At 61.3% G+C, this 22,922-nt stretch carries 20 protein-coding genes; 10 read left to right on the top strand and 10 right to left on the bottom strand.

Features of this window, described 5'->3' with window-relative positions; all coding sequences use genetic code 11:
• Window positions 1–7: 7 nt before the first annotated feature.
• Entirely contained in the window at window positions 8–1,240 is a 1,233-nt protein-coding gene (locus tag XH83_RS20915; RefSeq protein ID WP_194402668.1) for a CaiB/BaiF CoA-transferase family protein, read from the bottom strand.
• Complete coding sequence (locus tag XH83_RS20920) at window positions 1,227–1,889, bottom strand: haloacid dehalogenase type II (protein ID WP_246776286.1); 663 nt, start codon at window positions 1,887–1,889, stop codon at window positions 1,227–1,229. Before XH83_RS20920 ends, XH83_RS20915 begins: the two co-directional genes overlap by 14 nt.
• A 133-nt stretch (window positions 1,890–2,022) precedes the next feature.
• On the opposite strand from XH83_RS20920, the gene XH83_RS20925 reads away from it, so the two are divergent.
• Complete coding sequence (locus XH83_RS20925) at window positions 2,023–2,925, top strand: LysR family transcriptional regulator (RefSeq protein WP_194402670.1); 903 nt, start codon at window positions 2,023–2,025, stop codon at window positions 2,923–2,925.
• On the opposite strand, the gene XH83_RS20930 is transcribed toward XH83_RS20925, so the two are convergent.
• The 5 genes from XH83_RS20930 to XH83_RS20950 form a co-directional block, all read right to left on the bottom strand.
• A complete protein-coding gene (locus XH83_RS20930; protein WP_194402671.1) occupies window positions 2,922–4,328 on the bottom strand; it encodes an MFS transporter in 1,407 nt (468 codons plus the stop codon). The two genes, XH83_RS20925 and XH83_RS20930, sit on opposite strands and share 4 nt — an antisense overlap.
• 169 nt (window positions 4,329–4,497) lie before the next feature.
• Complete coding sequence (locus tag XH83_RS20935; protein WP_210346975.1) at window positions 4,498–5,409, bottom strand: SDR family oxidoreductase; 912 nt, start codon at window positions 5,407–5,409, stop codon at window positions 4,498–4,500.
• Window positions 5,410–5,430: 21 nt separating this feature from the next.
• Complete coding sequence (locus XH83_RS20940) at window positions 5,431–6,213, bottom strand: SDR family oxidoreductase (protein WP_194402672.1); 783 nt, start codon at window positions 6,211–6,213, stop codon at window positions 5,431–5,433.
• On the bottom strand, window positions 6,210–7,256 hold the full coding sequence (locus XH83_RS20945) for a phosphotransferase family protein (protein WP_194402673.1): 1,047 nt from the start codon (window positions 7,254–7,256) through the stop codon (window positions 6,210–6,212). The genes XH83_RS20940 and XH83_RS20945 overlap by 4 nt, the downstream gene beginning before the upstream one ends.
• Window positions 7,257–7,274: 18 nt before the next feature.
• Entirely contained in the window at window positions 7,275–8,171 is an 897-nt protein-coding gene (locus XH83_RS20950; RefSeq protein ID WP_194402674.1) for a crotonase/enoyl-CoA hydratase family protein, read from the bottom strand.
• Window positions 8,172–8,255: 84 nt separating this feature from the next.
• On the opposite strand from XH83_RS20950, the gene XH83_RS20955 reads away from it, so the two are divergent.
• On the top strand, window positions 8,256–8,861 hold the full coding sequence (locus XH83_RS20955) for a TetR/AcrR family transcriptional regulator (RefSeq protein WP_194402675.1): 606 nt from the start codon (window positions 8,256–8,258) through the stop codon (window positions 8,859–8,861).
• A gap of 38 nt (window positions 8,862–8,899) precedes the next feature.
• Window positions 8,900–10,525 (top strand): AMP-binding protein, encoded by a 1,626-nt coding sequence (locus tag XH83_RS20960; protein WP_194402676.1) that lies wholly within the window; start codon window positions 8,900–8,902, stop codon window positions 10,523–10,525.
• A 10-nt stretch (window positions 10,526–10,535) separates the two neighbouring features.
• Here XH83_RS20960 and XH83_RS20965 read toward each other — a convergent pair whose 3' ends face one another.
• Window positions 10,536–11,588, bottom strand: coding sequence for a hypothetical protein (locus XH83_RS20965; RefSeq protein ID WP_194402677.1), 1,053 nt, complete (start codon window positions 11,586–11,588; stop codon window positions 10,536–10,538).
• A complete protein-coding gene (locus XH83_RS20970) occupies window positions 11,585–12,217 on the bottom strand; it encodes a TetR/AcrR family transcriptional regulator (protein WP_194408347.1) in 633 nt (210 codons plus the stop codon). The genes XH83_RS20965 and XH83_RS20970 overlap by 4 nt, the downstream gene beginning before the upstream one ends.
• Window positions 12,218–12,316: 99 nt before the next feature.
• On the opposite strand from XH83_RS20970, the gene XH83_RS20975 reads away from it, so the two are divergent.
• From XH83_RS20975 to XH83_RS20995, 5 genes are all read left to right on the top strand, one after another.
• Window positions 12,317–13,363, top strand: a complete 1,047-nt coding sequence (locus tag XH83_RS20975; protein ID WP_194402678.1) for a CaiB/BaiF CoA-transferase family protein — start codon at window positions 12,317–12,319, stop codon at window positions 13,361–13,363.
• A 139-nt stretch (window positions 13,364–13,502) separates the two neighbouring features.
• Window positions 13,503–14,723, top strand: coding sequence for an ABC transporter substrate-binding protein (locus XH83_RS20980; protein WP_210346977.1), 1,221 nt, complete (start codon window positions 13,503–13,505; stop codon window positions 14,721–14,723).
• A 21-nt stretch (window positions 14,724–14,744) separates the two neighbouring features.
• Complete coding sequence (locus XH83_RS20985; RefSeq protein ID WP_194402679.1) at window positions 14,745–15,518, top strand: crotonase/enoyl-CoA hydratase family protein; 774 nt, start codon at window positions 14,745–14,747, stop codon at window positions 15,516–15,518.
• Between the two features lie 2 nt (window positions 15,519–15,520).
• On the top strand, window positions 15,521–16,534 hold the full coding sequence (locus XH83_RS20990) for an NADPH:quinone oxidoreductase family protein (protein ID WP_194402680.1): 1,014 nt from the start codon (window positions 15,521–15,523) through the stop codon (window positions 16,532–16,534).
• Window positions 16,531–17,673, top strand: coding sequence for a CaiB/BaiF CoA-transferase family protein (locus XH83_RS20995; protein WP_194402681.1), 1,143 nt, complete (start codon window positions 16,531–16,533; stop codon window positions 17,671–17,673). Before XH83_RS20990 ends, XH83_RS20995 begins: the two co-directional genes overlap by 4 nt.
• Window positions 17,674–18,525: 852 nt before the next feature.
• Here XH83_RS20995 and XH83_RS21000 read toward each other — a convergent pair.
• Window positions 18,526–20,109 (bottom strand): winged helix-turn-helix domain-containing tetratricopeptide repeat protein, encoded by a 1,584-nt coding sequence (locus XH83_RS21000; RefSeq protein ID WP_194402682.1) that lies wholly within the window; start codon window positions 20,107–20,109, stop codon window positions 18,526–18,528.
• Between the two features lie 276 nt (window positions 20,110–20,385).
• Between XH83_RS21000 and XH83_RS21005 the strand changes: the two genes are divergently transcribed.
• Complete coding sequence (locus tag XH83_RS21005; RefSeq protein ID WP_246776510.1) at window positions 20,386–21,615, top strand: FAD-binding oxidoreductase; 1,230 nt, start codon at window positions 20,386–20,388, stop codon at window positions 21,613–21,615.
• A 24-nt stretch (window positions 21,616–21,639) separates the two neighbouring features.
• Window positions 21,640–22,860, top strand: coding sequence for a CynX/NimT family MFS transporter (locus tag XH83_RS21010; RefSeq protein ID WP_194402683.1), 1,221 nt, complete (start codon window positions 21,640–21,642; stop codon window positions 22,858–22,860).
• The last annotated feature ends 62 nt before the right edge of the window (window positions 22,861–22,922 follow it).

Consider the following 22,922-nt stretch of genomic DNA (forward strand, 5'->3'; position numbering starts at 1 on the left):
TACCTCCCTACTCCGCCGATTGCTTCAGCGCGGCGTCGCCGAACGCGCCCTTCGAGGCGAAATCTAGCACTTCCCTCCGCGTCCACCCGAGCCAGCTCTCGAACACTTCGACGGTGTGCTCACCAAGCGTCGGCGGCGGTGCGGACGGCGCGGGAGGCTTGTCGTCGAAGCGCAGCGGCCGGGCAACGAACCTTACTTCGCCGGCGACCTTATGCGTCACGGTCTGGATCATGTCGCGTCGGACGAGTTGCGGTGCTTCGCAGACTTCTCCGACCGTTCGGATCGCACCACATGGAATGCCGGCGCCACCAAACATCTCGAGCCAGCGATCCCGCGGTTCTGCCTTGAAGATGGGACGAAGGATCCCGCCGAGCGCACCGCGGTTGGCCGCCCGTTTGGGAGCGGACTCGAAGCGAGGATCGGTCTCGAGGTCGCGGCGACCGATGACTGCGCAGAACAGCGACCAGAATTTGTCGTTGGCGACGCCGAGGTTGAACCAGCCGTCACAGGCCTGGAAGGTTTCGTACGGGCTAATCGTTGGGTGCACGTTGCCGCGACGCTTTGGACTTTCTCCGGACGCGAAGTACATGCCGGCGTTGAACGTCAACAGCGAGGCCATCGCGTCCAGCATGGAGACATCGACACGCCCGCCAACACCGCTCCTCTCGCGCTTCATGAGCGCGGCAAGAACCGCCTGCGAAGCATAGAGGCCGGTGACCAGGTCCGCGATAGACGTGCCGACCTTCATGGGCGGACCGTCCGGATCGCCGGTGATGTCCATGACACCGGACTCGCCCTGCAGGATCAGGTCGTAGCCGGGCCGGTTCGCGTCCGGACCGGTCCTGCCAAATCCGGAGATGCTGCACTGGATGAGCTTGGGATTGCCGGCGCTCAACGCAGCGTAGGACAGGCCCCACTTGTCGAGCGTACCGGGCCTGAAATTATCGATCACGACGTCGGCGGCCTTGGCGAGCGCGATCACCGCGTCCCGGCCGGCCGGCGATTTCAGGTCGATCGCGCAGCTCCGCTTGTTACGGTTGACCGACAGAAAGTAGGAACTCTCGCCGTTGACGAACGGAGGGCCGTAGCGACGACTTTCGTCGCCGACACGGGGATCTTCGATCTTCACGACGTCCGCACCGAGATCGCCGAGGTGCATCGTGGCGAAGGGGCCGGAGACGACGCGGCATAGGTCCAGGACCTTGATGCCGGAGAGAGCTTCCGTACTAGACGATCGCATCCGCCAGATCCTTCATCGTCTCAACCGTGACATCGGGCTTGTGCGGCGTCTCTTCAAACGGCCGGTTACGCCGGTTGATCATCGCAGTACGCATGCCCGCTGATTTGGCGCCGATGACGTCGAAGGCGTGATTGGCGACGAAGAGTATCTGATCCATCTTGAGACCGAGGATCTCGGCACCCTTTGTGTACGTAGCGACGTGCGGCTTGAATGAATTGGCCTCGGCGACAGAGATCACGTTGTCGAACGGGATCTTGTGGTACTTCTTGGCGGTCTCGAGCATGTCGCGGTCACCGTTCGAGAGCACGACAAGCTTGTACTTGGTCTGGAGCTTTGCCAGCGCCTCAGGCACCTCGGGAAAGCATTCGAGCTTCTCAATCTCGCCAACGAGATACTTCACTTCGTCCTTCGTGTACTTGATGCCCGACCGGTCCATGACTTGCGATACGGCGCGGTGACCGATCTCGCGGTAGGGCGTGTGCTCGCGGTGCAGCAGCGCGTCGATCATTGAGTTCTCGAAGTGGGTACGGCGCCACCACGTGACAAAGGAGTTCGGATTGCCCGTCCAACCCTTCTGCTTGAGAAACCGCGTCGCGATCTTGACCAGCCCCCCCTGCATATCGACGACAGTACCGTACTGGTCGAACATGCAGACCTTCACTTCGTTCTTGATCGTCTCAAAGCTCATCTGTGCCTCCTTGGTTGCACCCGAGACGTACCGACCCTGGCGCCATCCGTGAAATGGATTTGTTATCTCTCGACATTCACGATATGAATGATCAATGAACCTTCGCTCGATCGACCTCAATCTCCTCGTGGCGCTCGACGCGCTCCTGACCGAACGGCACGTGACGAAGGCCGCCGATCGCGTTGGGCTTAGCCAGCCTGCGATGAGCAACGCGCTCAATCGCTTGCGAGCGATGTTCGAGGATGAGCTTCTGGTCCGCACCACGACTGGGATGAAGCCGACCCCTCGGGCGAATGAGCTTGCCGAGCCGCTCCGTCAGGCGCTGCGGCAAGTCGAACGTGTCATGGTCAGCGATGCTGGGTTCGACGCGTCGCAGTCGGAGCGCACGTTCACCATCCGAATGTCGGACATTCTGGCGTGCCTCCTGCTTCCAAGACTTGCCGCCGCTCGCCCCGCGAATGCGCGAATCTCCTACAATACGATCCACTTGTCGCCGTCGTTGACTGTCGACGCATTGGAGCGAGACGAAATCGACGTGGCGGTCAGCATGGGCCTGGAACATTCGGCATCGATCCGCTCCGAGACATTGCTCCAAGATCGCATGATCTGTCTTATGCGGCGCCATCACCCCATCAAGCGTGGCCGCCTGACATTCGAAAGCTTCATCGCCCAGGAGCAGATGAAGGTGTCCATGAGCCCAACCGACCTTCGCTTCGTCGACGACGTGCTCGCAGAAAGGGGGCAGCAGCGACGGATTGCCTTGAATGTTCCGCATTGGTTGGTCGTCCCGCATGTTCTCAAGCAGACCGACCTGCTCGCTGTGATGCCAAGGCATCTAGCCGCGGTCCTGATGGACGACGGCTTGAGGATGGAAGACCTTCCGTTCGACTCTGCGCCGTTCGCCTGGATGTTGTACTGGCACCGACGATACGACCAGAGTAACGCGAACGGATGGCTCCGTGAGCGGATCACGGCGGTTTGCTCCGACCTAAGTTAGACGCCGACGTCTGCCGGCCGCTGGCCAAGGGATTGCGCCCCGCCGAGGCCATCCGGTACCGCAGATACATTTTCCAGCGACTGCCCCTTGGTCTCGAAGCCGAAGATCAGGAAGATCAGCGCCTGGAACACCAGAATCCCGGCCAGCGTTGTCAGCACGCCGGTAAGTCCTTGCCAGGCGAAGATTGCGACCACGACGTATTGGACGAGCGCTGTGGCTATGCGCCCGGAGGTGGCGCAAATAGCTGTACCTCGAAGCCGATAACGCGTCGGGAAGAGTTCGGGCACGTGCATGGCAAAACCAGTTGCGAGCATCACGTAGATTGCCGTGACGAGCAGGAAGCCAGTCCCGGCAAGAGCGATGCCGTCTGACATATGGGGGTACGCAATGCCGAGTACGGCCGCAGCGAGCGAAGAACACACAATCGAAAGCCTGCGCCCTAGGCGATCCGCCAGCATCAGTCCGATCAACGATCCTACCGGCCCGCCGAGCGCCATCACGCTGGTATAGCCCAAAGATGACACCACGCTATGGCCGCCCTTGATCATGAAGGTCGGAAGCCACCCGATCAATCCGTAGAGGCTGAATCCGACGACGATGTGCAATAGGCTGCCCAGCAGAGTTCGCCCAAGATAAGGGGACTGGAAAAGCCGCCACACCGAGCCTGGCTTCTCTTCCGCCCCAGCCATCTGCACGACAGGTGGCAGCGGCCCCTTCTTTGACGCCTCCGCTTCAATCTTCAAAAGGATCCTTTCGGCCTCGTCCGCGCGGCCGTTCGCCGCGAGCCAACGAGGCGATTCCGGCATCGACTTGCGGAGGAACCATACGAACATCGCAAGGATGCCGACGAGAAGGAACATGTATCGCCATCCGAGGTTCGGGATCACCCACAGACCGACCATCGAGGACACGAAGAGCGAGAAATTGGTGATGACAGCCAAAAGGCCGATCCAGCGTCCTCGCGATGAGGCCGGTACGAACTCGGTCAAGGTCGCGTAGCCAACAACGATTTCGGCGCCGAGCCCAATCCCGATTATGAACCGCAGGCCGATCAGCACCGACATGTTAGGCGCGAAAGCTGCACCGATCGATGCCAAACCGAAGATCGCGAGGTTTATCTGATACGAAAAGCGGCGACCGAAGCGATCTCCAAGAATTCCCGAGAACCAAGCACCGATGGTCATGCCAACGAATGTCGCGGAGACAAAAGCGGCGTTCAACTCTATCGTCGACCAGCCTTCCTTGACAATCGCACCGAGAACGCCGCCGGCAAGATAGATGTCGAAGGCGTCGAGGAACATGCCCGCGCCGATCAGAGCGAGTATGCGCCAATGGAAGCCGCAGATTGGCAGCCGATCGAGGCGTGCACCCGCGTTGATGTCGACGAACCCAGACCGACCCATTCTTGAACCTCCCCTACTCGGCCTCTAGGAGCCGAATGTTATGATCGACGATTGATCAACGCGCAGAGGATCGACGTCCAATCGAAATCGGAAATTCGACTATTCGGCCCAGTGATGATGGCACGGACCGCACAAGGTCGCAGCGTGTCCGAGGTCGTGGAATGAGGTGCTAGAACCCGATAGCTTGAGCCATCTTCCGACGAAAGTCGGGCCTATCAGCCAAGGGGTCCGTCGGATTGCGCTGGCAAATGATGTCTTGCATCCTCCGCTCCACCGCGCTCATCGCCTGAGGATGTGAGTAAATGTAGAATCGGTCCTCGCCGATGGCGTCGAACACCATGCGCGCGACTTCGGACGCCGATACTTTGCTGTGTTCGACAGCATGCACATTCATCTGGTGCGCGATTACCTGAGCGTTCGTCGGTGGCCGCTCGTCAACCAGCTCTTTAGGTCGATTGCGGTCGGATCGCGCGATACCCGTCGGGACAAAGAACGGGCAAAGTACCGAACAGCTCACTTGATCGGTCACCAGTGCCAGGTCGTGGTAGAGCGTCTCGCTTACCGAAACGACGGCATGCTTCGTCGCGCTATACGTGCCCATCAGTGGAGCGCTGACGAGGCCGGCCATCGATGCCGAATTGATTATTCGCCCGCGATACCGAGCATCCGATCGGGCCGCCTCTAGCATCAGCGGCGTAAAATGACGGATGCCGTGCACCACGCCCCAAAGATTCACTCCCAACGTCCAACGCCAATCGGTCTCGGAGGTCTCCCATACCAGCCCGCCACCGCCGGCAACGCCGGCATTGTTGAAAAGCAGGTGAACCGCTCCAAACTTTGACAAGGAATCCTTGGCGAGCGCCTCGACTTCGCTGGACTGCGAGACATCCACGCGGCGCGCGACCGCCGGAGCGCCCATGCGCTCAATCTCCGAAAGAGTGCCCGCCAAGGCATCGTCTTGAACGTCGGCGAGAACGACCGACATTCCGCGCCCTGCCGCTGCGACGGCGAATTCGCGGCCAAGTCCCGAACCCGCGCCGGTGATGACGGCAACCTTTCCGGCCAGGTCGTGCATTCCCATGTCAAGTTTTCCCTTCGCTGGTCAAACAGCCGTCGCCCCGCCATCTACAGCCAGTATCTGGCCCGTGATGTGCCTGCCCGCCTCGGATGCGAACAGAGCAACGGCGCCCTTCAGATCCTCGTCACCGCCCAACCGCCCCAATGGAGTGTCCTGCAGCACTCTGTCCCCAATTTGCTTGAGGACGCCGTTCGACATCTTGGACGGGAAGAACCCTGGCGCGATGGCGTTGACCGTGATGCCTCGCGGTCCCCATTCCGCGGCCAACGCCCGAGTGAAGTTGACTACCGCTCCCTTGCTGGTGTTGTACGCTATCGTCTGGTGGGTACCGGGCGGGTTTCCGATCAGGCCGGCAATGGATGCCATGTTGATTATGCGGCCGCGGTTCCGCGGTATCATGGAGCGCTTGCCGATCTTCTGGGTCAGAAGGAAAAGCCCGCGCACATTGAGATTAAAGACCTTGTCCCACGCCTCGATGGGATGATCCTCAGCGGGGGCGCCCCAGCTCGCGCCCGCGTTGTTCACCAATATGTCCACGTGTCCAAGTTTCTCGATCGCCTTGTCGGCTAGTGCCTCGATATCGCTGTCCCTCGATGCGTCGGCAGCAACCCACTCCACCGAGATACCTCTCTTAGCAAGCAGGTCACTCGTCGCCGAAAGTTCCTCCGAACTCCGAGCCGATAGCACTATTTGGGCTCCAAGATCGCCTAGTACCTCGGCAACCTGCAGCCCAAGTCCCCGCGAGCCGCCCGTCACCAATGCGGTCCTGCCCTTGAGATCGAACAGCTTGCCGACTTCCTCTTTCATGCCGCTCCCCTTCCGCTTTCGTCACACGCCACCCGCCATCCGAGTTCGGCGACTCTCGGCGGCAGTTTTCCCCTTTCCTTGGCCTTGGGACTCGATGCCGTTCCTTGTTCGACCCGGTGTGCTATGCCCTGCAAAATTGCGGCAAGGCGGAAGTAACCGAATGCCAGGTAGAACCTCCAGTGATCGTCAACGGAGAAGCCGGTTCGCTCGAGATATCTGGCGAGGTACGCAGGTTCGGTGGGGATCCCAAGGCCGGGTAGATCGGCCTCCGCAAGTCCGAGAAGGCCGTCCGGCGGGTTTCGCCAACTCATCATGTGGTAGCCGAAGTCGATCAGCGGGTGACCTAACGTCGACAACTCCCAATCTAGCACCGCCAACGCCTCCGGCTTCGTTGGATGGAAGACGATGTTGTCGATCCGGTAGTCTCCATGCACGATGCAGGTCTGATCCGACTGCGGCGCATTTGCGGGTAACCACTCGATCAACCGCTCCATCGCGGTGATCGTGCCTCTTTCGGATGCACGGTATTGCTTCGTCCAGCGTCCGATCTGCCGCTCGAAGAAGTTTCCAGGCCGACCAAAGTCGTCCAAACCCAAAGCCTGATAGTTCAACGAATGTAGATTCGCGACGACACGGTTCATCTCGTCGTAGATCGCAGCCCGTTCGCCCGTACCAGCCTCTGGAAGCGTCTGATCCCAGAATATTCGTCCCTCGACATACTCCATGACGTAGAACGAGCGGCCGATGACCTCCTCGTCCTCGCATAGATGGTACATCTTCGCTACCGGCACATCGCTGTGAGCCAGAGCGGATTGCACGCGAAACTCTCGTTCGATCGCATGGGCGGACGGCAGTAGGCTGACTTTCGGGCCTGGCTTGGTCCGCATGGCGAAGACCCTCGAACGCGTCTTCAACCGGTAGGTCGGATTCGACTGACCGCCGGCGAACTTTTCGATCTCGACGGCGCCTTGAAAGCCGTCGATCCGAGTTTTCAGATAGTCGGCCAACGCCCCGGCATCGACGGGGCGAATTGCGCTGGACATCGACGAGCTCCCAGAGGCCTAGTTGCGGCCATCCATCTCGTTGATCAGCTTCCGCGCCTCATCGCGTTCCGGAATCGGGCGTCCGCTGTCTCGCCATTCGATGGCCGCCTTGAAGCCATGCTTCTGCGAGTACCGCCTGAACCACAAGCCCTCCGGATTGTGACGCGTGATGCCGTCGAACAGGGTCGCAAGCGACTGTGTTTGCTCAAGACCCATGGTCAGCATGACTTGGTTGACGACCATCTTGTGCATGGCGAGATGGCTCTTCGGAACGCCAGCGATCCGGTCGGCAAGTTTTCGTGTCGCCGCCTCGAGCTGCTCCACTGGAACACAGACGTTCGCCAATCCCCAGTCCGCCGCCTTGCGGCCGTCGATCATGTTCCCGGTGAACATCATCTCCTTGGCGCGCGTGGGGCCGAGCTTAAAGGTCCACATCGCGGTAGTGGGGCAGCCCCACACGCGCGTAGGCATGTAGCCGATCCGGGCGTCCTCGGCGATCACCATCAAGTCGCAACACAGCGCGATGTCGCTGCCGCCTGCGACCGCGGCGCCGTGAATCTTGGCGATGGTCGGTTTGGAGCACTTCCACAAGCTCATGAAGTGTTCGGTATTTTTCTTCATGTACGCGTAGTCGACCATCGGATCCCAAGGCTCACTTTCCTGCTGGCAGGGGTGCTCGATCTCGCTTTCAGCGTAGGCGACCAGATCATATCCGCCGCAAAATCCCTTGCCTGCGCCTTCGATGACGATGACGTGCACGTCGTCGTTCTTCTCCGCCCACTCGATGGCGGACCGGATTTCTCCGGGCATCGCATCGTCGATGGCGTTGAACCGACCAGGGCGGTCGAGGACGAGACGGGCGATATTCGGCGCTTCCTCGCGGACCGCGATGCTGAGAGTCGAGAAATTCGGCATGGTGACCTCCCGGGTATATAACAGTCAGCATTGACTGTAACAGCTTTTATGATACAGTCAACGCTGACTGTTTAGGAATGCGCCATGCCAAGAATTGCGAAAAACGGTATCCCGGACGGAACGGTCGAGACTACGCGATCGCGGATACTGAACGCTGCCGTCGAAAGCTTGATCGAAGTCGGAGTCGCCGGCACGACGACCCTTGCCGTTCAGCACCGAGCGGAAGTCAGCCGTGGCGCGCTTCTCCATCACTTTCCTACGCATGCAGCGCTGTTGGCCGCGAGCGTCGCCGAACTGGTAAGCCGGAACGAAAAAGCTGTCTCGCAGGGACGTGCCGGCGCGGGGCCGGCAGACACTCTGGTCTCCGCGGTCGAAGCGCTTGCCTTCGCTGCACGTCAACCGGCCTATCTCGCCGAACTCGAACTCTGGGCTGTGGCCCGCACCGATGCCGCCTTGAAACAGGCATTGACCGCGGCCGAGCGCGGTGCGCGGCGCGATCTTGAACGGGTCTACGTCCAGCTGTTCGGCGAGTGGACGGATTCCGAAGCCTACGACGACGTCGTAGCGCTGACACTCCACTTCATTAGGGGGCTCGCGATCTCCGAGAACCTTCGAAGTTCTCCGGGACGACGAGAGCGACTTGTCACTATCTGGGCAGACGCGATGCGAACACTGCTCGAGGCGAAATAGAAGATACGGCAGAAATCAAGAACCCGAGGGAGGATAGAATGGGTACGACGAAGCTTCTGGAATCCTATTGGCCGGCGGACACAACGCGCGCCATTATCGACGCCAGCATTGGGACGACACTCGCCAAGACGGCAGCCGAAGTTCCCAATCGTGTCGCGTTGATCGAGGTCGTGCCGGCATCCGTACCCTCGCCTGTTAATGCCTCAAGAACCGACCGGCACTGGACGTACTCCCAATTGCAGGACGACGCGAGCCGCTGCGCGAGCTGGCTACTCGCAAAGTTCAAAACGGGCGACCGCATCTGCGTCTGGGCGCCCAACGTCCCCGAATGGGTAATCCTGCAGTACGGCGCCGCACTCGCCGGCGTGATCCTTGTGACGGCTAATCCGGCCTTCAAGCCTAGCGAACTGGAGTTAGTGCTGCGTCAGTCCAAGTCTTCCGCCCTCTTCCATCTGTCGAGCTTCCGCGGTGTCGATACCGGTGCGGTCGCCCATGAAATGGAGAAGCTCGGTCTCAAGTGCTACGCTTTCGAGGGGTGGCTCGACGAGATTCGGAGCACGCCGACATCGACACTGCCGACGATCGCCCCGGGTCATGCCGCTCAGATCCAGTACACTTCCGGAACGACAGGCCGTCCCAAGGGCGCCCTGCTCCATCACCGCGGCCTGGTGACGAACGCAAGCTACGTTGCGGCCAGGGCCGGACTGGAAAACAGCGTGCTGCTCAGCCCGATGCCGCTCTTTCACACGGCGGGGTCTGTGATGAGCGTTCTCGGCTCCATGACCTCGCGCGCCACGCTTGTGCTGCCGCTGTTCTTCGATCCGCCCACGGTCCTTCAGGCCATCGAAGCTACAAGAGCCGAGATCATGTTCGGTGTTCCCACGATGCTGCTCGCTCTGATCGACGCTATGAAGACGGCACCACGCGACCTTTCGTCGTTGCGCCTCGCATTGTCCGGTGGCGCTCCGGTCTCTCCGGAGATACACCGGCGGGTGAAGGACGCTCTTGGCCTTCCTGTAGTCACGGTCTTCGGCCAAACCGAGCTCAGCCCCATTATCGCGCAGACGAGTGTCGAAGACCCTAAGACAGAGCTTGTGCACACTGTCGGAAAACCGCTCTGGAATGTCGAAGTACGGATTGCAGATCCGATTGATCTGCGCGTGCGACCGATCGGCGTGGAAGGCGAGATTCAGGCTCGAGGCTATCAGACAATGATCGGCTATTTCGACGCTGCAGAAGACACGCGCCAAGCCATCACGACGGACGGGTGGCTACGAACGGGCGACCTTGGAACGCTCGATGAGCGTGGGTACCTGCGCGTTACCGGCCGGCTGAAGGACATGATCATCCGCGGCGGAGAGAACATCTATCCCGTCGAGGTCGAAGCCTGCCTTCTGAAGCATCCTGACGTGGCAGATGTTGCCGTGTTCGGGGCACCAGATGAAAAGTGGGGAGAAGTCGTAGCGGCCGTCGTCCGCTTGTCACCAAACGCGTCCGGCCGCGCGGAGAAGCTGATCGAGCACTGCCGTGGGGCAATGGCGCACCACAAATCGCCGACGCTCTGGTTCGCCTGCAACCAGTTTCCGCTGACTGCGTCCGGCAAAGTCCAGAAATTCAGACTCCGAGAGGCTTTGGCTGCCGGGGCGCTCGACAAACTGGATTAGCGAACGACACTTAGCAGAAGCGCCACGCCCAGTAGGCGTCGCCCCGATCCCGTCGCTCGGTGATGTCGATTCTCATGAAACGGTCGTGCGCCAATGCGGCGCCGACCCAGAGTTCGTTCCAGGCGTCGAACACCGCGGGCGACAGACTCTCCCGTTCCGACATCAGACGCCACGAAGTCTGACGGACGATGAAGGCGTTTCCGTCCTGGCTCAGTTCGGCATCGTCGCCCTGCCCGCGCGCGATCCGGACGAACGCCTTCGCAAATCCGGCCGCGCCCGGCTCAACGCCGCCGAGGTGGGTGGCGACTTGGTCGAACGTGTGCATACCGATCAGCCTGGCCGCTGCACCCGCCAGATGTCCGCCCTCGTCCGGCCCCAGAGCGGCAATGGTCTCCGGGACGATCGAGGTGATGTACTCCATCGAGTAGTTGCGCAGCACCTTGAGCAGGCGATCTTCGGGCCAAGTGTTTTCGGGAAGCTTGGGAGCGCGCTCGGGATCGAAGGCCGGGCAACGCTCTCCGGGGGAGAACTGTAGCCGCTCCTCTGGAGCCAGATCGCGGTCCCACTCCTTGTAATATCCCTCGAGACCGGGCTGCCCGTCGACGGTCTGCCCGGTGCATACGAAGCCCAATCTGGGATTGCCGAGAACGACGCCGTTATTGGCGTGCCATCCTCGCAGCATCGCGCGCGATACGTCGGAAGGAATGCCGCAGATCGCTGTCCCCGACCAGATCCACCGCGGGGGAGGATACCGGACCCATGCCTTCTTGTCGCTTTCGTAGATGTATTCGACCTTAACGCCGCCTACCTGATTGGACAGGTAGTGATACTGCGCGCAGGCCACGGCGTTCGGCAGACCATCGAGTCCAAGCTTTTTCAAACCGGGAAGGAACCGGGCCAGTTGCTGGCGGCGAAAGGTGCGGAACACGATTTCTGCGGCTCGCTGCGGCCCGGCTTGCGACGACACTTTGAGAATGAGCCCGGTCAGGTAGGAGTGATAGATCAGGTCTATCGCCCGATACGCCGCGACGTCAGCACTGGCTTCGTGACTTTTCGTCTTCACTTTTTTGCCTCCAGGCCGGCCGTGACGAAATCCGCGATCGATTGAGCCAACTTCTTCTTGTTTGCCTGCGTTTCGCCGTCGCGCGGCTGATACCAACGAGACGTCCAGTTCAAGGCGCCGAGCAGCGGCTTGGCAGCGAGCTTCGCGTCGACGCTGCGGAAATCTCCTGAAGCGACGCCTTCCTTGATGACGCGAATATATAAATTCTCATTGGTCTCCCGCAGCGCGGCCACTTCCGCGAGTTCCGCTCGTTCGCTCTCGTTGGTGCGCTCGAGCAGGTGCATTTCCAGGCCCTGCGCGATCACCCGAAGGTAGGGAAGATGATCGATGACCAGCAGCGTGTGCGCGAGAGCCATGCCGTGAAGGCGCTGACGCGGGGCGACTTGCAGTTCGAAGGACGGGCGGATCGCTGCGTTGGTCAGCTCCATCCCACGGCGATGGACCGCAAAAAACAACTCGGATTTGCTGCGATAGTAGTAATAAATCGCTCCCTTGGTCGAGCCGATCTCATCGCTCACCCGGTCAAGCGAGGTCGCGGCGAATCCCTGCCTCATGAACGCGCGCGCGGCTGCGTCAAGAAGTTCGACGCGCCGGTCTACCAGCGGTTCTCCAGCTTCGACCTTGCCCATCTTGCTCAACGATCTGCTCCCCTTGAACGATGTTGACAGTCAAACATACTACTCGGTATCCTGCAACATACTACTCGGTATCTAGGGAGGATGCCGCCGATGCTGGACGACTACGCCGGCGTACGCGTGCTTGACGTCAGTCAGGGCTTTGCCGGCCCCTATTGCGGCGCGATCCTCGCGCGCGGCGGCGCGTCGGTAATCAAGGTCGAACCTCCGTCTGGCGACTGGGCGCGCGCGATCGGGGGCTCCGTCGATGGACACACGGCTTTCAGCCTGGTCCCAAATATCGGCAAACGCGCCGTTTGCATCGACGGGACCAAGGAGCAAGGCCGCGCCCTGCTGACCAAGCTCGCCAAGGGCGCCGACATCGTCATCCAAAACTTCAGGCCGGGTGTCGTCGAACGTCTTCAGATCGCCGACCACCAATTGCGACCCGAAAATCCGGATCTCATCTACGTCTCGATCCTCGGCTTCGGCGCCGGCCCCTACGAAAAGCGACCGGCCACAGACACCATCATTCAAGGCTTCACTGGAATGATGGAAATGAATCGGGACGCTCAAGGCACACCACGACGCATCGGAATGTTGGCGGTCGACACGGCCGCCGGCGTCTATGCAGCACAACAGGTAGGCGCGGCCCTCTATCGCCGGCTCACTAAGCGAGGCGGGCAGCACGTCAAGATATCGCTGGTCGAGGTCGCAGCCGCCTTTCAAGCGATGCCGATCGTCGACGATGCGTTGCGTCGGCGCGGCCAGCCAAATGTGCCCTTGAGTGTTCCGATCGGAACTTTCGCGACTTCGGACGGGCACATCAATCTTTCCTGCGTTTCAAACGCGATGTTCCAAGGCATCTGCACGGCCCTCGGTAAGGCCGATTGGATTTTGGACCCAAGATTCGCAACGGAATCCAGTCGCCTCGATCATGCAGGCGAGATCACCATGGAGGTCGCGCGCATCCTCCGTACCAAGCCCAGCAAATACTGGATCGGGGCGTTCGAACGGCAAGACGTACTGTGCGGTCCAGTGCAGGGTTACAGAGAGTTCCTCGACGATCCGCACGTCCGCGGATCGGGGCTGCAGGCGACCTGCAAGGCGGCGCATTCGAAGGATTGCCCCTTACGCTGCTTCCCGGAAGCTCGGCCGTAGGCACCCGCCTGCGCGCTCCGCCCCGACTGGGCGAGCACACAGTGGAGGTGCTCGCAGAACACGGCTATTCGCAATTCGAAATTGAGCGCTTCGTCGCGGACCGGACGATCGTACAAGCTTAAAACGAAGGGAGAAGGCAATGAAAAAGAACTCCATCACTCTCACGTTCGGGGTAGGCCTGGTTGCAGGCCTTATGTCATCCTCGGCTCTCGCTCAGGTGTCGGACAATGTCGTCCGCATCAGCATCCTCAACGACATGACCGGCATCTACGCTGATGCCGGCGGCAAGGGATCCGTTGTCGCCGCCGAACTCGCAGCCGAAGACTTCGGTGGCAAGGTCGCTGGCGCGAAGATCGAGGTCGTGTCGGGCGACCACGCCAACAAACCCGACATCGCGTCGAACCTCGCAAAGAAGGCTTACGACGCGGAAGGTGTCGATGTGATTGCCGACGGCGGCTCGTCCGCAGCGGCTCTGGCGATGCAGAACGTTTCGCGCGACAACAAGAAGGTTATATTGCTATCAGGCCCGGCGACGGCGGAGATCACGGGCAAGGCCTGCTCACCCTACAGCTTCCACTGGATGTACGACACCTACGCGCTCGCTGCGGCACCACCGGAAGGCGTCCTGAAGCGCGGCGGCGACACCTGGTTCTTCATCACGGCCGACTATGCATTCGGCAAGTCGATGGAAGCCGAAGCGACGAAACGGGTCCAGGCCGGCGGCGGCAAGATCGTAGGCGGCGTGCGTACGCCGCTCGATACGCCCGACTTCTCGTCGTATCTGCTGCAGGCGCAGGGATCTGGCGCCAAGGTCATGGCGCTGGCGACCGCAGGTAGCGACACCAGCAACGCCATCAAGCAGGCGCAGGAGTACAAGGTGATCGGCCCGAACACGCAGGTCGTCACGTTCCTGATGTTCATCAACGACGTGAACGCCATGGGTCTGAAGGACGGACAGGGTTTGATCTCGTCGACGACCTACTATCACGATCTCGACGATGGTAGCCGCAAGTTCGCCAAGCGCTTCTGGGACAAGATGGGCCGGCCGCCGTCCATCGTTCAAGCCGGCGTCTACAGCTCGGTCGTGCACTATCTCAAAGCGATCGCGGCGACGAATACCGATGACGCTGAGAAGGTCGCGGCAAAGATGCGCGAGATGCCCGTCGAAGACGGATTTACCCACGGCGCAAAGATCCGGGCGGACGGTCGCCTGCTGCGCGATCTCTATGTGACCGAGGTCAAGAAACCGGAGGAATCGAAGGGTCCTTGGGACTATTGGAAGATCGTCGCGACGATCCCCGGCGACAAGGCCTGGCGACCGGTCGAGGAAAGCGAATGCCCGTTGCTCAAGACCCACTGACCTGCTGAGGTTGATCGAAGAATGGCAGACGACCCGAAGCTGTTGATCGAAAACGACGGGCCGATCACGGTCATCACCATCAATCGTCCTGCCGTCCGCAACGCCCTCGACAACGAGACCGCCGCAGCGCTCGCGAAGGCGCTGCGGGACTTCGACTGCAACGAAGGCCAGGCCGTAGCGGTGCTGACCGGTGCGGGTGGGCATTTCTGCGCGGGCGCCGATCTGAAGGAGCTCGCCGCGGGCCACGAATACAAACCGTGGGCCGGCGATCCGGAGGGACCGTGCCACGGCATCTTGTCGAAGCCCGTAATCGCCGCCGTTGCGGGCTACGCGTGCGCAGGAGGGCTCGGGGTCGCCCTTAGATGCGATCTCCGCGTCGCCGAGGAGACTGCCACCTTCGCCGTTCTTTCTCGGCGCTGGGGCGTTCCGATGAGCGACGGAACCACCGTTCGGCTACCGCGCCTCATTGGCTCCGGCCGGGCACTCGACATGCTTCTGACGGCACGAAAGGTCTCCGGGACCGAAGCTTTTGCTATAGGGCTAGCCGACCGACTTGTCCCGACGGGCGATGCCCTGAGCGCCGCGGTGGAAGTCGCACGGCAGATTGCTGCGTTTCCGCAAATCGCGATGCGTTCGGACCGCATGTCGACCATCCGACAGTGGAACCTGTCGGAGAAGGACGCCATCGCTCTGGAGACCGAACTCTCCGTCGAAGCTCGCGCCAAGGAAGCACAGGCTGGTGCCGGTCGCTTCGCCGCCGGAGCTGGTCGTCATGGTCAGTTGGGAAAGAATTGACGATGCGCGCGGTGATAGGACATCGCTTTGGTGGAATCGACGACCTCGTCTACGAGGATATCGACTCTCCGAAGATCGAGCCCGGTGCCATCCGCGTCTCGGTACGTGCCGCTGGCGTAAGCTTCGCGAACCTGCTTTTCATCGCCGGCAAGCATCAGAACAGGCCGTCAATTCCGTTCGTGCCCGGCACCGAGATCGGCGGCGTCGTCAGCGAGATAGCGCCCGACGTTAGGACCGACCTCAAGGTGGGCGACCGTGTCTGCGCGGGTCTTCCGTCCGGCGGCTTCGCCGAAGAAGCGATCGTCGATGCGGCCAATGTCTTCCGCATCCCCGATTCCCTGAGCTTCGAAGGTTCGACGCTTTTCCCGACCATTTACGCGACGGCTTATGCCGGCCTCAAATGGCGCGCGAACCTTCGATCCGGCGAAACCCTGCTCGTCCACGGCGCGGCCGGCGCCAGCGGCTTGGCCGCCGTCGAGGTCGGGCGCGCTTTAGGGGCAACGGTCATCGCGACCGCCGGAGGCGAAAAAAAGATCGAAGCGGTGAAGCGGTACGGCGCCGATCACGCCATAGACTACCGCAGAGGCGGCTTCCGAGACCGCGTGCTGGAAATCACGGGCGGCCGCGGGGCCGACGTGGTGTTCGACCCGGTGGGCGGCGACGTGTTCGACGAATCCCTTCGTTGCGTCGCTCCGCTCGGGCGGTTGATTCCGATGGGCTTCGCCGCTGGTCGTATTCCGGAGATCCCGGCGAACATAGTCTTGGTGAAGAACCTCACCGTGATCGGTCTGTACTGGGGATTCTATATGGCTTGGGGCAAAACCAAGGCTGATGCCGAGCTGCGCGAGCAGGTCCGCGCCCTTTATGGAGAGATGTTCGATCTCTACGAATCCGGCAAACTGCGCGCGCCCGTGGACGGTTCGCTGCCGCTGTCGGACTTCTCGACGGCGATGCGTCGAGTAGAAAGCCGCGGGGTCATCGGCAAAATCGTCCTGATACCGGAGCAACGCACATGACGGCATCCCTCCAGCCGACCCACGAAGCGCCGTTTCGCGGACTGCGCGTCCTCGATTTCGGTCAGGGCGTGGCATCTCCATACGCGGGCTATCTCCTCGCCGCCAACGGCGCCGACGTGATCAAGATCGAACCTCCCGAAGGCGATTGGTCGCGTCGGCTAGGGACGACCTACGGCAGTCATTCGGCATTGTCGGCAGTTTACAACCGTGGCAAGCGCAGCCTCGTTCTCGATTTAAAGAAGCCCGAGGCGATCGCGACCGCCCGTAAGCTGGCCGCAGAAGCCGACGTGCTGGTCGAAGGCTTCCGTCCGGGGGTGATGGGTCGCCTCGGCCTCGGATACGACGCGCTGAGCCGCGACAATCCCCGCCTCGTCTATCTCTCGATCAGCGGCTTCGGGCAGGACGGTCCCTACGCGCAGCGTCCCTGCTCCGACTCCGTTGGCCAGGCATTCGCCGGCCTCGTTTCGGTCAACGTCGGCGCCGACGGGATCCCGCATCGGGTCGGGGCCACGCTTTCCGACGTCTGCACGGGTCTATACGGATTTCAGGCCGTTTCGACAGCGCTGTTTGCCCGCAGCGCTGTCGGCAATGGGCGGCACATAGACGTCAGCCTCTCGCAATCGACGGCGGCCCTGTTGGGTCACAAGTTCGCGGAGCACGTTCTCGAAGGCGGCGCGCCTCGCCTCCTCAACGTGCCGGCCGGCAGCTACCGGACGAGCGACGGTTGGATCATGGTCACCCTTGTGACGGAAGCGCAGTACGGGCGGCTCTGCTCCGCCCTGCAGCGGGAGGACCTTGCCAAAGATCCGCGGTTCGCCAGCTTCGCACTGCGCGCCGATTGCGCCGGCGAGCTGGCCACCGAACTTCAAAAGGTTTTCCCGACCGACACCACGGCGTCATGGCTTAGAAGACTTCATGCGTTGGACATCATCGCCGACCGAATTCTGAGCCCTTCTGAATGGGTAGCCAACGAACAGGTCGAGGCCACCCGCGGCGCGCTCCGCACAGAAACTCCTAACGTCGGAGGCGTTGTGGCGGCACGAACCCCAGGAAAGGCGGCCGACCTCGAGGGGGATCTGCGTCCGGCTCCAGATGTCGGACAGGACTCTGCAGCCATCCTTTTGAGCGGCTGGAGTTGAGCATTGCCGTGATACCTCCACGACACGAACGCGGCCCCGGGAAAGCTTCACGAGCGGGAGCCTAGGTGTTCGGAGACCTGCTTTCCGCTGAGGCGCATCGATGCGACCGCGCCGTCTACGAGAACCACTCTCTTGATTGTCTTTCCTTGAACAAGCATTCGAGCCGCGTCGCCAACGTTTTTCCAGCGATTGGCGTCCGCCGCGGCGACTGGCCGCCCGCCTTTTCAGAACCGCGCCGAATACACGCTGGAATGCGCAACGTTACTGGCTTAGCGAAAGTAGAATGACAGCTTGATGCGATCAGGTTAAGTGAGGTCACGACTCTGGAGAGTGCCCGGCTATGAACGCAAATGCGGCGTGCCCAACTAAACTCTACGCTAAAGCACGCTGTAGCGGCCGTTTCCACTACTCCCACTCAATCATTTAGGAAGACGCTTTTGCGTTGATTTCCAAGCACAAATCTTTAACGCTGACGGTCTAATGCCGACGGTATACCCGCCCGAATTTTTCGGTCTTGAGTTCACAGGAAAATTTGCAAGGCTCTGAGGGTTGGCACCTTCAGCAAGTATCGGAATCAATCGACGCACTAGACGTACACCAAGTCGGAACGGCCTCCTCTAGGGCTTTCGCCGATTATCACCCGATACCGTCAGCGGGCACTCGGACAGTCAATTGATAGCTCGTTTGCGCCGATACCCGAACAGGCCATACCGGCCTTGCCGACCCTGACGCCGTAGCGTAGCGCCTTGCCGCGTTCCTGCATAAGTTAGAGGAAACGGTTCTTCGGGAAATTGCGTCACTCGATCGGAGTACTCACCGCAACGTCCGTCGCTGTTGCCAACAACGTTGTCACTATCCAGAGTTGGAGAGTCCATCACTTAGGCCGGCTTTGCGAAGTCCGTCTAGGAAATGATCGCGGTCGGCGGGGTCTCTATACCTGTTGGCGCGCATCCGGGCGAGGTCGAGCGTGTTGAGGGGCAGAGCTTCGCCGTTCTCACTCAATTCCAGACATCGCTCGCGAATGAATGCGTGCGCTTCGAAACTCGCTTCCGTCAGTCGATCGGTTTGCGCATAGCACGCCGCTAGGAGCGCATGGGACCAGCGGTCGCTCGATCGCGCTTCCCTGAGAACGTTGATCGCCTGTTCGTAGTCGCGAGCGGAATAGAGCGCCAGCGCGTGGTACCAATGGTATATGTTGGGGGGAAATGGGTTTAGCCGTTTGGCCGATTTGATCCATGCAAGCGCGTCCTGCCAGCGTCCCCAGTAGACCAGAATATTTGCAAAAGCGGCGGTGACATCAGCGTCGTTCGGATTGAGCGCCAGAGCGCGTTTGAAATGAGTTTCGGCCTCTTGATCGCGGTTTTGCAGGAAAAGAAGTTGTGCGAAGACGCCGTGCGACCAGGCGTCGTTCTCATCAAGATAGAGGGCGATCTCGATCTCGCGACGACCATCCTCCAGTGGAGGGGCGGCGGGTGATTCCAGAAACGCAGCGCAGACGACCGTCCAGGCTATATTGGCGTGAGCGCGCGCATAGGCTGGATCGAGCTCCACAGCCTTCCTGAAGTAGGCTTGCGCCTCATCCATACTCCTGACAGTCAATTGACGCCATTTCTCGTTTCCCAACAGGACGAGATCGTAGGCCGTGATGTTCGAGGTCTGCTTGCCCCTCGCGATCTCGCGGCCCGCGTCCTCGAGGCGGCCGGGCAGCGCCGAGACGATCTTGCCGACGATTTCGTCCTGGATGGCGAATATGTCCTCGATCTCGCGGTCGTAGCGTTCCGTCCAACGGGTGAAGGCGCTCGCGGCATCCAGAAGCTTGACGGTCACCCGCACCCGTTTCTCGATCCGGCGTGCGCTCCCTTCCACCACATATCGTACGCCGAGTTGGCGTCCGACCTCTCTGATGTCGGACGAACTTCCCCGATAAACAAAGCTGGAATGGCGGGCCACGACGAAGAGCGAACGGAAACGCGACAATTCCGCAATGACGTCTTCCGTGATCCCGTCGGAAAAGTAGTCCTGCGCGGGATCGCCGCTCAAGTTGGAAAACGGCAGCACGGCGATCGATGGTTTGTCGGAGGTCGCGGACGGGAGCCACGTTTGCCGGCTGCCATCGGGCAAGGTGGCGGCCGGCGGGCCGACATAGCGGTAACCGCGGCGTGGCAGCGTCTCGATCCAGCTGCTGCCGCCTTCGACGGCGGCAAACGTCCGGCGCAGAGCGGCTATCTGTACGGTCAGATTGCTTTCCTCGATCGCCAGCCCCGGCCAGGCCGCCTCCATCAAGGCGTCCTTGGCAACCGGCTTACCCGCTCTTTCCAGAAGCAGCCGAAGTAGCGCGACCGCTCGCCCTCCAAGAGCGACCGGCTCGGCTCCGTGAAACAGCGTGTCGGCGTCTGTCTCGAGACGAAATGGACCAAACTGGTAGATCGTCGCCATTGCCTAGAGAGACCATTTTTGGCGAAATTTGCAACTTTTTCCGATCGGATTCAGGAATCGATCCGGCGCTCCGTGAGAAGGTGGCCTGGGCATTCGTGGCGAGGAGCAAATCGGATGGAGCAGCGACAGCCATATGACGACCTGATGGGCAAATCGAACGCCGAACCGCGGTCCACCCCACAGCTACGGCTCAAGGGCAATGTGGTCCTCAAGGGGAGCGCCGGTTACGACGAGGCGCGCAAGGTCTGGAATGGCGCCATCGACAAGCGGCCGGCCATGATCGCCTATTGTGCCGGTGCCGAGGACGTCGCTCGAGCCGTCGCATTCGCAAGATCTCATCGCATCTGCATCGCGGTCCGCAGCGGCGGCCACAATGTCGCCGGCCTGTCGGTCTGCGACGGCGGCATGGTCATCGACCTGTCGCACATGAAGCAGATCGAGGTAGACCCGGTCCGCCGGGTCGCGCACGCGGAGGCCGGTCTCAACCTGGGCGAGTTCGACAGGGCGACACAGGAGCACGGCCTGGCGACCACCATGGGCGTCAACAGCGATACCGGTATCGCCGGGCTCACGCTTGGCGGCGGCTTTGGCAAGCTCGGACGCAAATACGGGCTGACCTGCGACAATCTGATTGCCGCCGAAGTGGTGACAGCCGAGGGAAAGGTCCTGAGGGCCAGTGCGACCGAACACCCCGACCTCTTCTGGGGCCTTCGGGGTGGCGGCGGCAATTTTGGCATCGTGACCGCATTCGAATATCGGCTTCATTCCATCGGCACCTCGCTGCTCGTCGCGTCAGCACTGCATCGATATGATCAGGCGCGCGAGGCCATGCGCTTCTATGATGAATTCGCCCGCCGCGCTCCTGACGAAGCGAACGTCGATGCGGCCCTGGTAACGCTGCCGTCCGGCGAACGATTCTTCAGCATCTCCGGCTGCTATGTCGGATCGCATCATGATGGTGAGCGAGCCCTTTCCCCGATCGTCAAGTTCGGCGCGCCCGTCGAGACCAGCCTCGCAAGGGTCCCTTATCTCGAGATTCAGTCGGGAGGCGATGCCCTGTTTCCGCGCGGACGTCGCTATTACTGGAAGGCGCAGTTCCTGCGCGAGGTCGGTGCGGGCGCGATCGACGCGCTGCTCGACGCCTATGCGAGAGCGCCCAACACCTCGTCGCTATTGGTTTTCCAGCACGTTGGCGGCGCAATCGCGCGGGTTCCAACGCCCGACTCGCCTTACGCAAACCGCGATGCAGCGTTCGACTGCTTTCCGGTCGCGATCTGGGAAGATCCGGCCGACGACGACGCGAACATGCGTTGGGCGCGCGAGCTGTGGAGCGCCGTCAGGCCCTATTCGACTGGCGGCGTCTACGCCAACAACCTCGGTGATGAGGGCGAGGATCGTGTCCGCGACGCCTATGGCGAGAACTATGCGCGGTTGGCCGCGCTCAAGACCAAATACGATCCGACCAATCTCTTCCGTCTGAATCAGAATATCCGACCGATGACATAGTTCGCGGTATCGGGGAAAATCCAAATGCGAAGCCGCTGGACCATTCTTGCTGCCCTGTTCATCGCGCGTGCCGCCATCGCTTTCCAGTTTCAGAGCATCGCGGCGGTCGCGCCACAGCTCAGCCAGAGCCTGGGTGCGAATCTGGCCGATATCGGCGTTCTGATCGGACTCTATTTTGCCCCGGGCGCTGCGCTTGCGCTGCCCGGCGGCGCGATCGGCCGCCGCTATGGCGACAAGATGACGGTCCTTGCCGGGCTCCTGCTGATGCTGGCAGGCGAGCTGCTGATGATCACGTCAACGTCATGGAGCACGCAGATCGTGGGCGGGCTGACGGCCGGCATCGGCGGCGCTCTCCTGAACGTTCTGATGACCAAGATGGTCGCGGACTGGTTTGCCGGTCGGGAGATCGCCACCGCGATGGCCATCTTCATCAACTCATGGCCGGCTGGCATCGCAGCCGCTCTCATGCTGTTGCCAGCAGTCGGAGCCACGTTCGGGCTCCATGCCGTCCATCTCGCCGTCGCAGGGGTGATCCTGATCGGCCTCTGCCTTATCGCTTCGGTCTATCGCACGCCAGATGCGATCGTCGCCGTTGAAGGCGAGCGCGGCAGCCTGACCGCCGATACGATCTGCGCCGTGATTGCCGCCGGCTTGATCTGGTGCCTCTACAACATCGGTTTTGCGATGATCTTCAGTTTCGGCCCGTCGATGCTCGTCGAGCAAGGCTGGTCGGGTGCAGCAGCCGGATCAACCATCAGTATCGTGCTCTGGCTCGCCGCCCTTTCGGTTCCGCTCGGCGGCTTCCTCGCCGATCGGACCAAGCGCGGCGATGCCATCCTGGCGACGGGCTGCAGCTCTTTCGCTCTCCTGACCCTTGTCCTGTCGCGAAGCGGCACGGTGCTTCCCATCGTCGTCGCTCTTGGAATTGTCTGTGGCTTGCCCGCCGGTGCGATCATGAGCTTGCCTGCGCGTGTGCTCGATCAGAAGATGCGGCCGATCGGAATGGGGATATTCTACACGGTCTTCTACGCCGGCATGCTGGCGGGACCTGCGATCGGAGGAAAGCTCTCCACGTCGGCCGGCTCCGCGCGCGCCGCGCTCGACTTCGGCGCTGTCGTGCTCCTGGCTTGTCCGGTCGTCCTCTGGCTGTTCCGCCGTATCGTTGCCCGCCGGGATCGGCAGGCCGTTTCACCGACGTCCGACGAAAAGCGGGACCTCCTCACAAATGAGGCGGGTCGTTCCTGAGCAGACAACGGCGCATCCGCGCCAAAACAAACACGTCCCTGCAGTTCGCGCGGTCTTTGCAG

It is taken from the genome of Bradyrhizobium sp. CCBAU 53351, from assembly GCF_015291745.1.
Taxonomy (GTDB): Bacteria; Pseudomonadota; Alphaproteobacteria; order Rhizobiales; family Xanthobacteraceae; genus Bradyrhizobium.

What these genes read in the sequence shown, in the direction of transcription:
- XH83_RS20945 (WP_194402673.1), bottom strand. Translation starts at nt 7,256, where the DNA reads ATGTCCAGCGCAATTCGCCCCGTCGATGCCGGGGCGTTGGCCGACTAT.
- XH83_RS20950 (WP_194402674.1), bottom strand. Translation starts at nt 8,171, where the DNA reads ATGCCGAATTTCTCGACTCTCAGCATCGCGGTCCGCGAGGAAGCGCCG.
- XH83_RS20920 (WP_246776286.1), bottom strand. Translation starts at nt 1,889, where the DNA reads ATGTTCGACCAGTACGGTACTGTCGTCGATATGCAGGGGGGGCTGGTC.
- XH83_RS20995 (WP_194402681.1), top strand. Translation starts at nt 16,531, where the DNA reads ATGACGGCATCCCTCCAGCCGACCCACGAAGCGCCGTTTCGCGGACTG.
- XH83_RS20915 (WP_194402668.1), bottom strand. Translation starts at nt 1,240, where the DNA reads ATGCGATCGTCTAGTACGGAAGCTCTCTCCGGCATCAAGGTCCTGGAC.
- XH83_RS20960 (WP_194402676.1), top strand. Translation starts at nt 8,900, where the DNA reads ATGGGTACGACGAAGCTTCTGGAATCCTATTGGCCGGCGGACACAACG.
- XH83_RS21010 (WP_194402683.1), top strand. Translation starts at nt 21,640, where the DNA reads ATGCGAAGCCGCTGGACCATTCTTGCTGCCCTGTTCATCGCGCGTGCC.
- XH83_RS21005 (WP_246776510.1), top strand. Translation starts at nt 20,386, where the DNA reads ATGATCGCCTATTGTGCCGGTGCCGAGGACGTCGCTCGAGCCGTCGCA.
- XH83_RS20970 (WP_194408347.1), bottom strand. Translation starts at nt 12,217, where the DNA reads ATGGGCAAGGTCGAAGCTGGAGAACCGCTGGTAGACCGGCGCGTCGAA.
- XH83_RS20925 (WP_194402670.1), top strand. Translation starts at nt 2,023, where the DNA reads ATGAACCTTCGCTCGATCGACCTCAATCTCCTCGTGGCGCTCGACGCG.
- XH83_RS20990 (WP_194402680.1), top strand. Translation starts at nt 15,521, where the DNA reads ATGCGCGCGGTGATAGGACATCGCTTTGGTGGAATCGACGACCTCGTC.
- XH83_RS21000 (WP_194402682.1), bottom strand. Translation starts at nt 20,109, where the DNA reads ATGGCGACGATCTACCAGTTTGGTCCATTTCGTCTCGAGACAGACGCC.
- XH83_RS20955 (WP_194402675.1), top strand. Translation starts at nt 8,256, where the DNA reads ATGCCAAGAATTGCGAAAAACGGTATCCCGGACGGAACGGTCGAGACT.
- XH83_RS20980 (WP_210346977.1), top strand. Translation starts at nt 13,503, where the DNA reads ATGAAAAAGAACTCCATCACTCTCACGTTCGGGGTAGGCCTGGTTGCA.
- XH83_RS20935 (WP_210346975.1), bottom strand. Translation starts at nt 5,409, where the DNA reads ATGGGAATGCACGACCTGGCCGGAAAGGTTGCCGTCATCACCGGCGCG.
- XH83_RS20985 (WP_194402679.1), top strand. Translation starts at nt 14,745, where the DNA reads ATGGCAGACGACCCGAAGCTGTTGATCGAAAACGACGGGCCGATCACG.
- XH83_RS20975 (WP_194402678.1), top strand. Translation starts at nt 12,317, where the DNA reads ATGCTGGACGACTACGCCGGCGTACGCGTGCTTGACGTCAGTCAGGGC.
- XH83_RS20940 (WP_194402672.1), bottom strand. Translation starts at nt 6,213, where the DNA reads ATGAAAGAGGAAGTCGGCAAGCTGTTCGATCTCAAGGGCAGGACCGCA.
- XH83_RS20930 (WP_194402671.1), bottom strand. Translation starts at nt 4,328, where the DNA reads ATGGGTCGGTCTGGGTTCGTCGACATCAACGCGGGTGCACGCCTCGAT.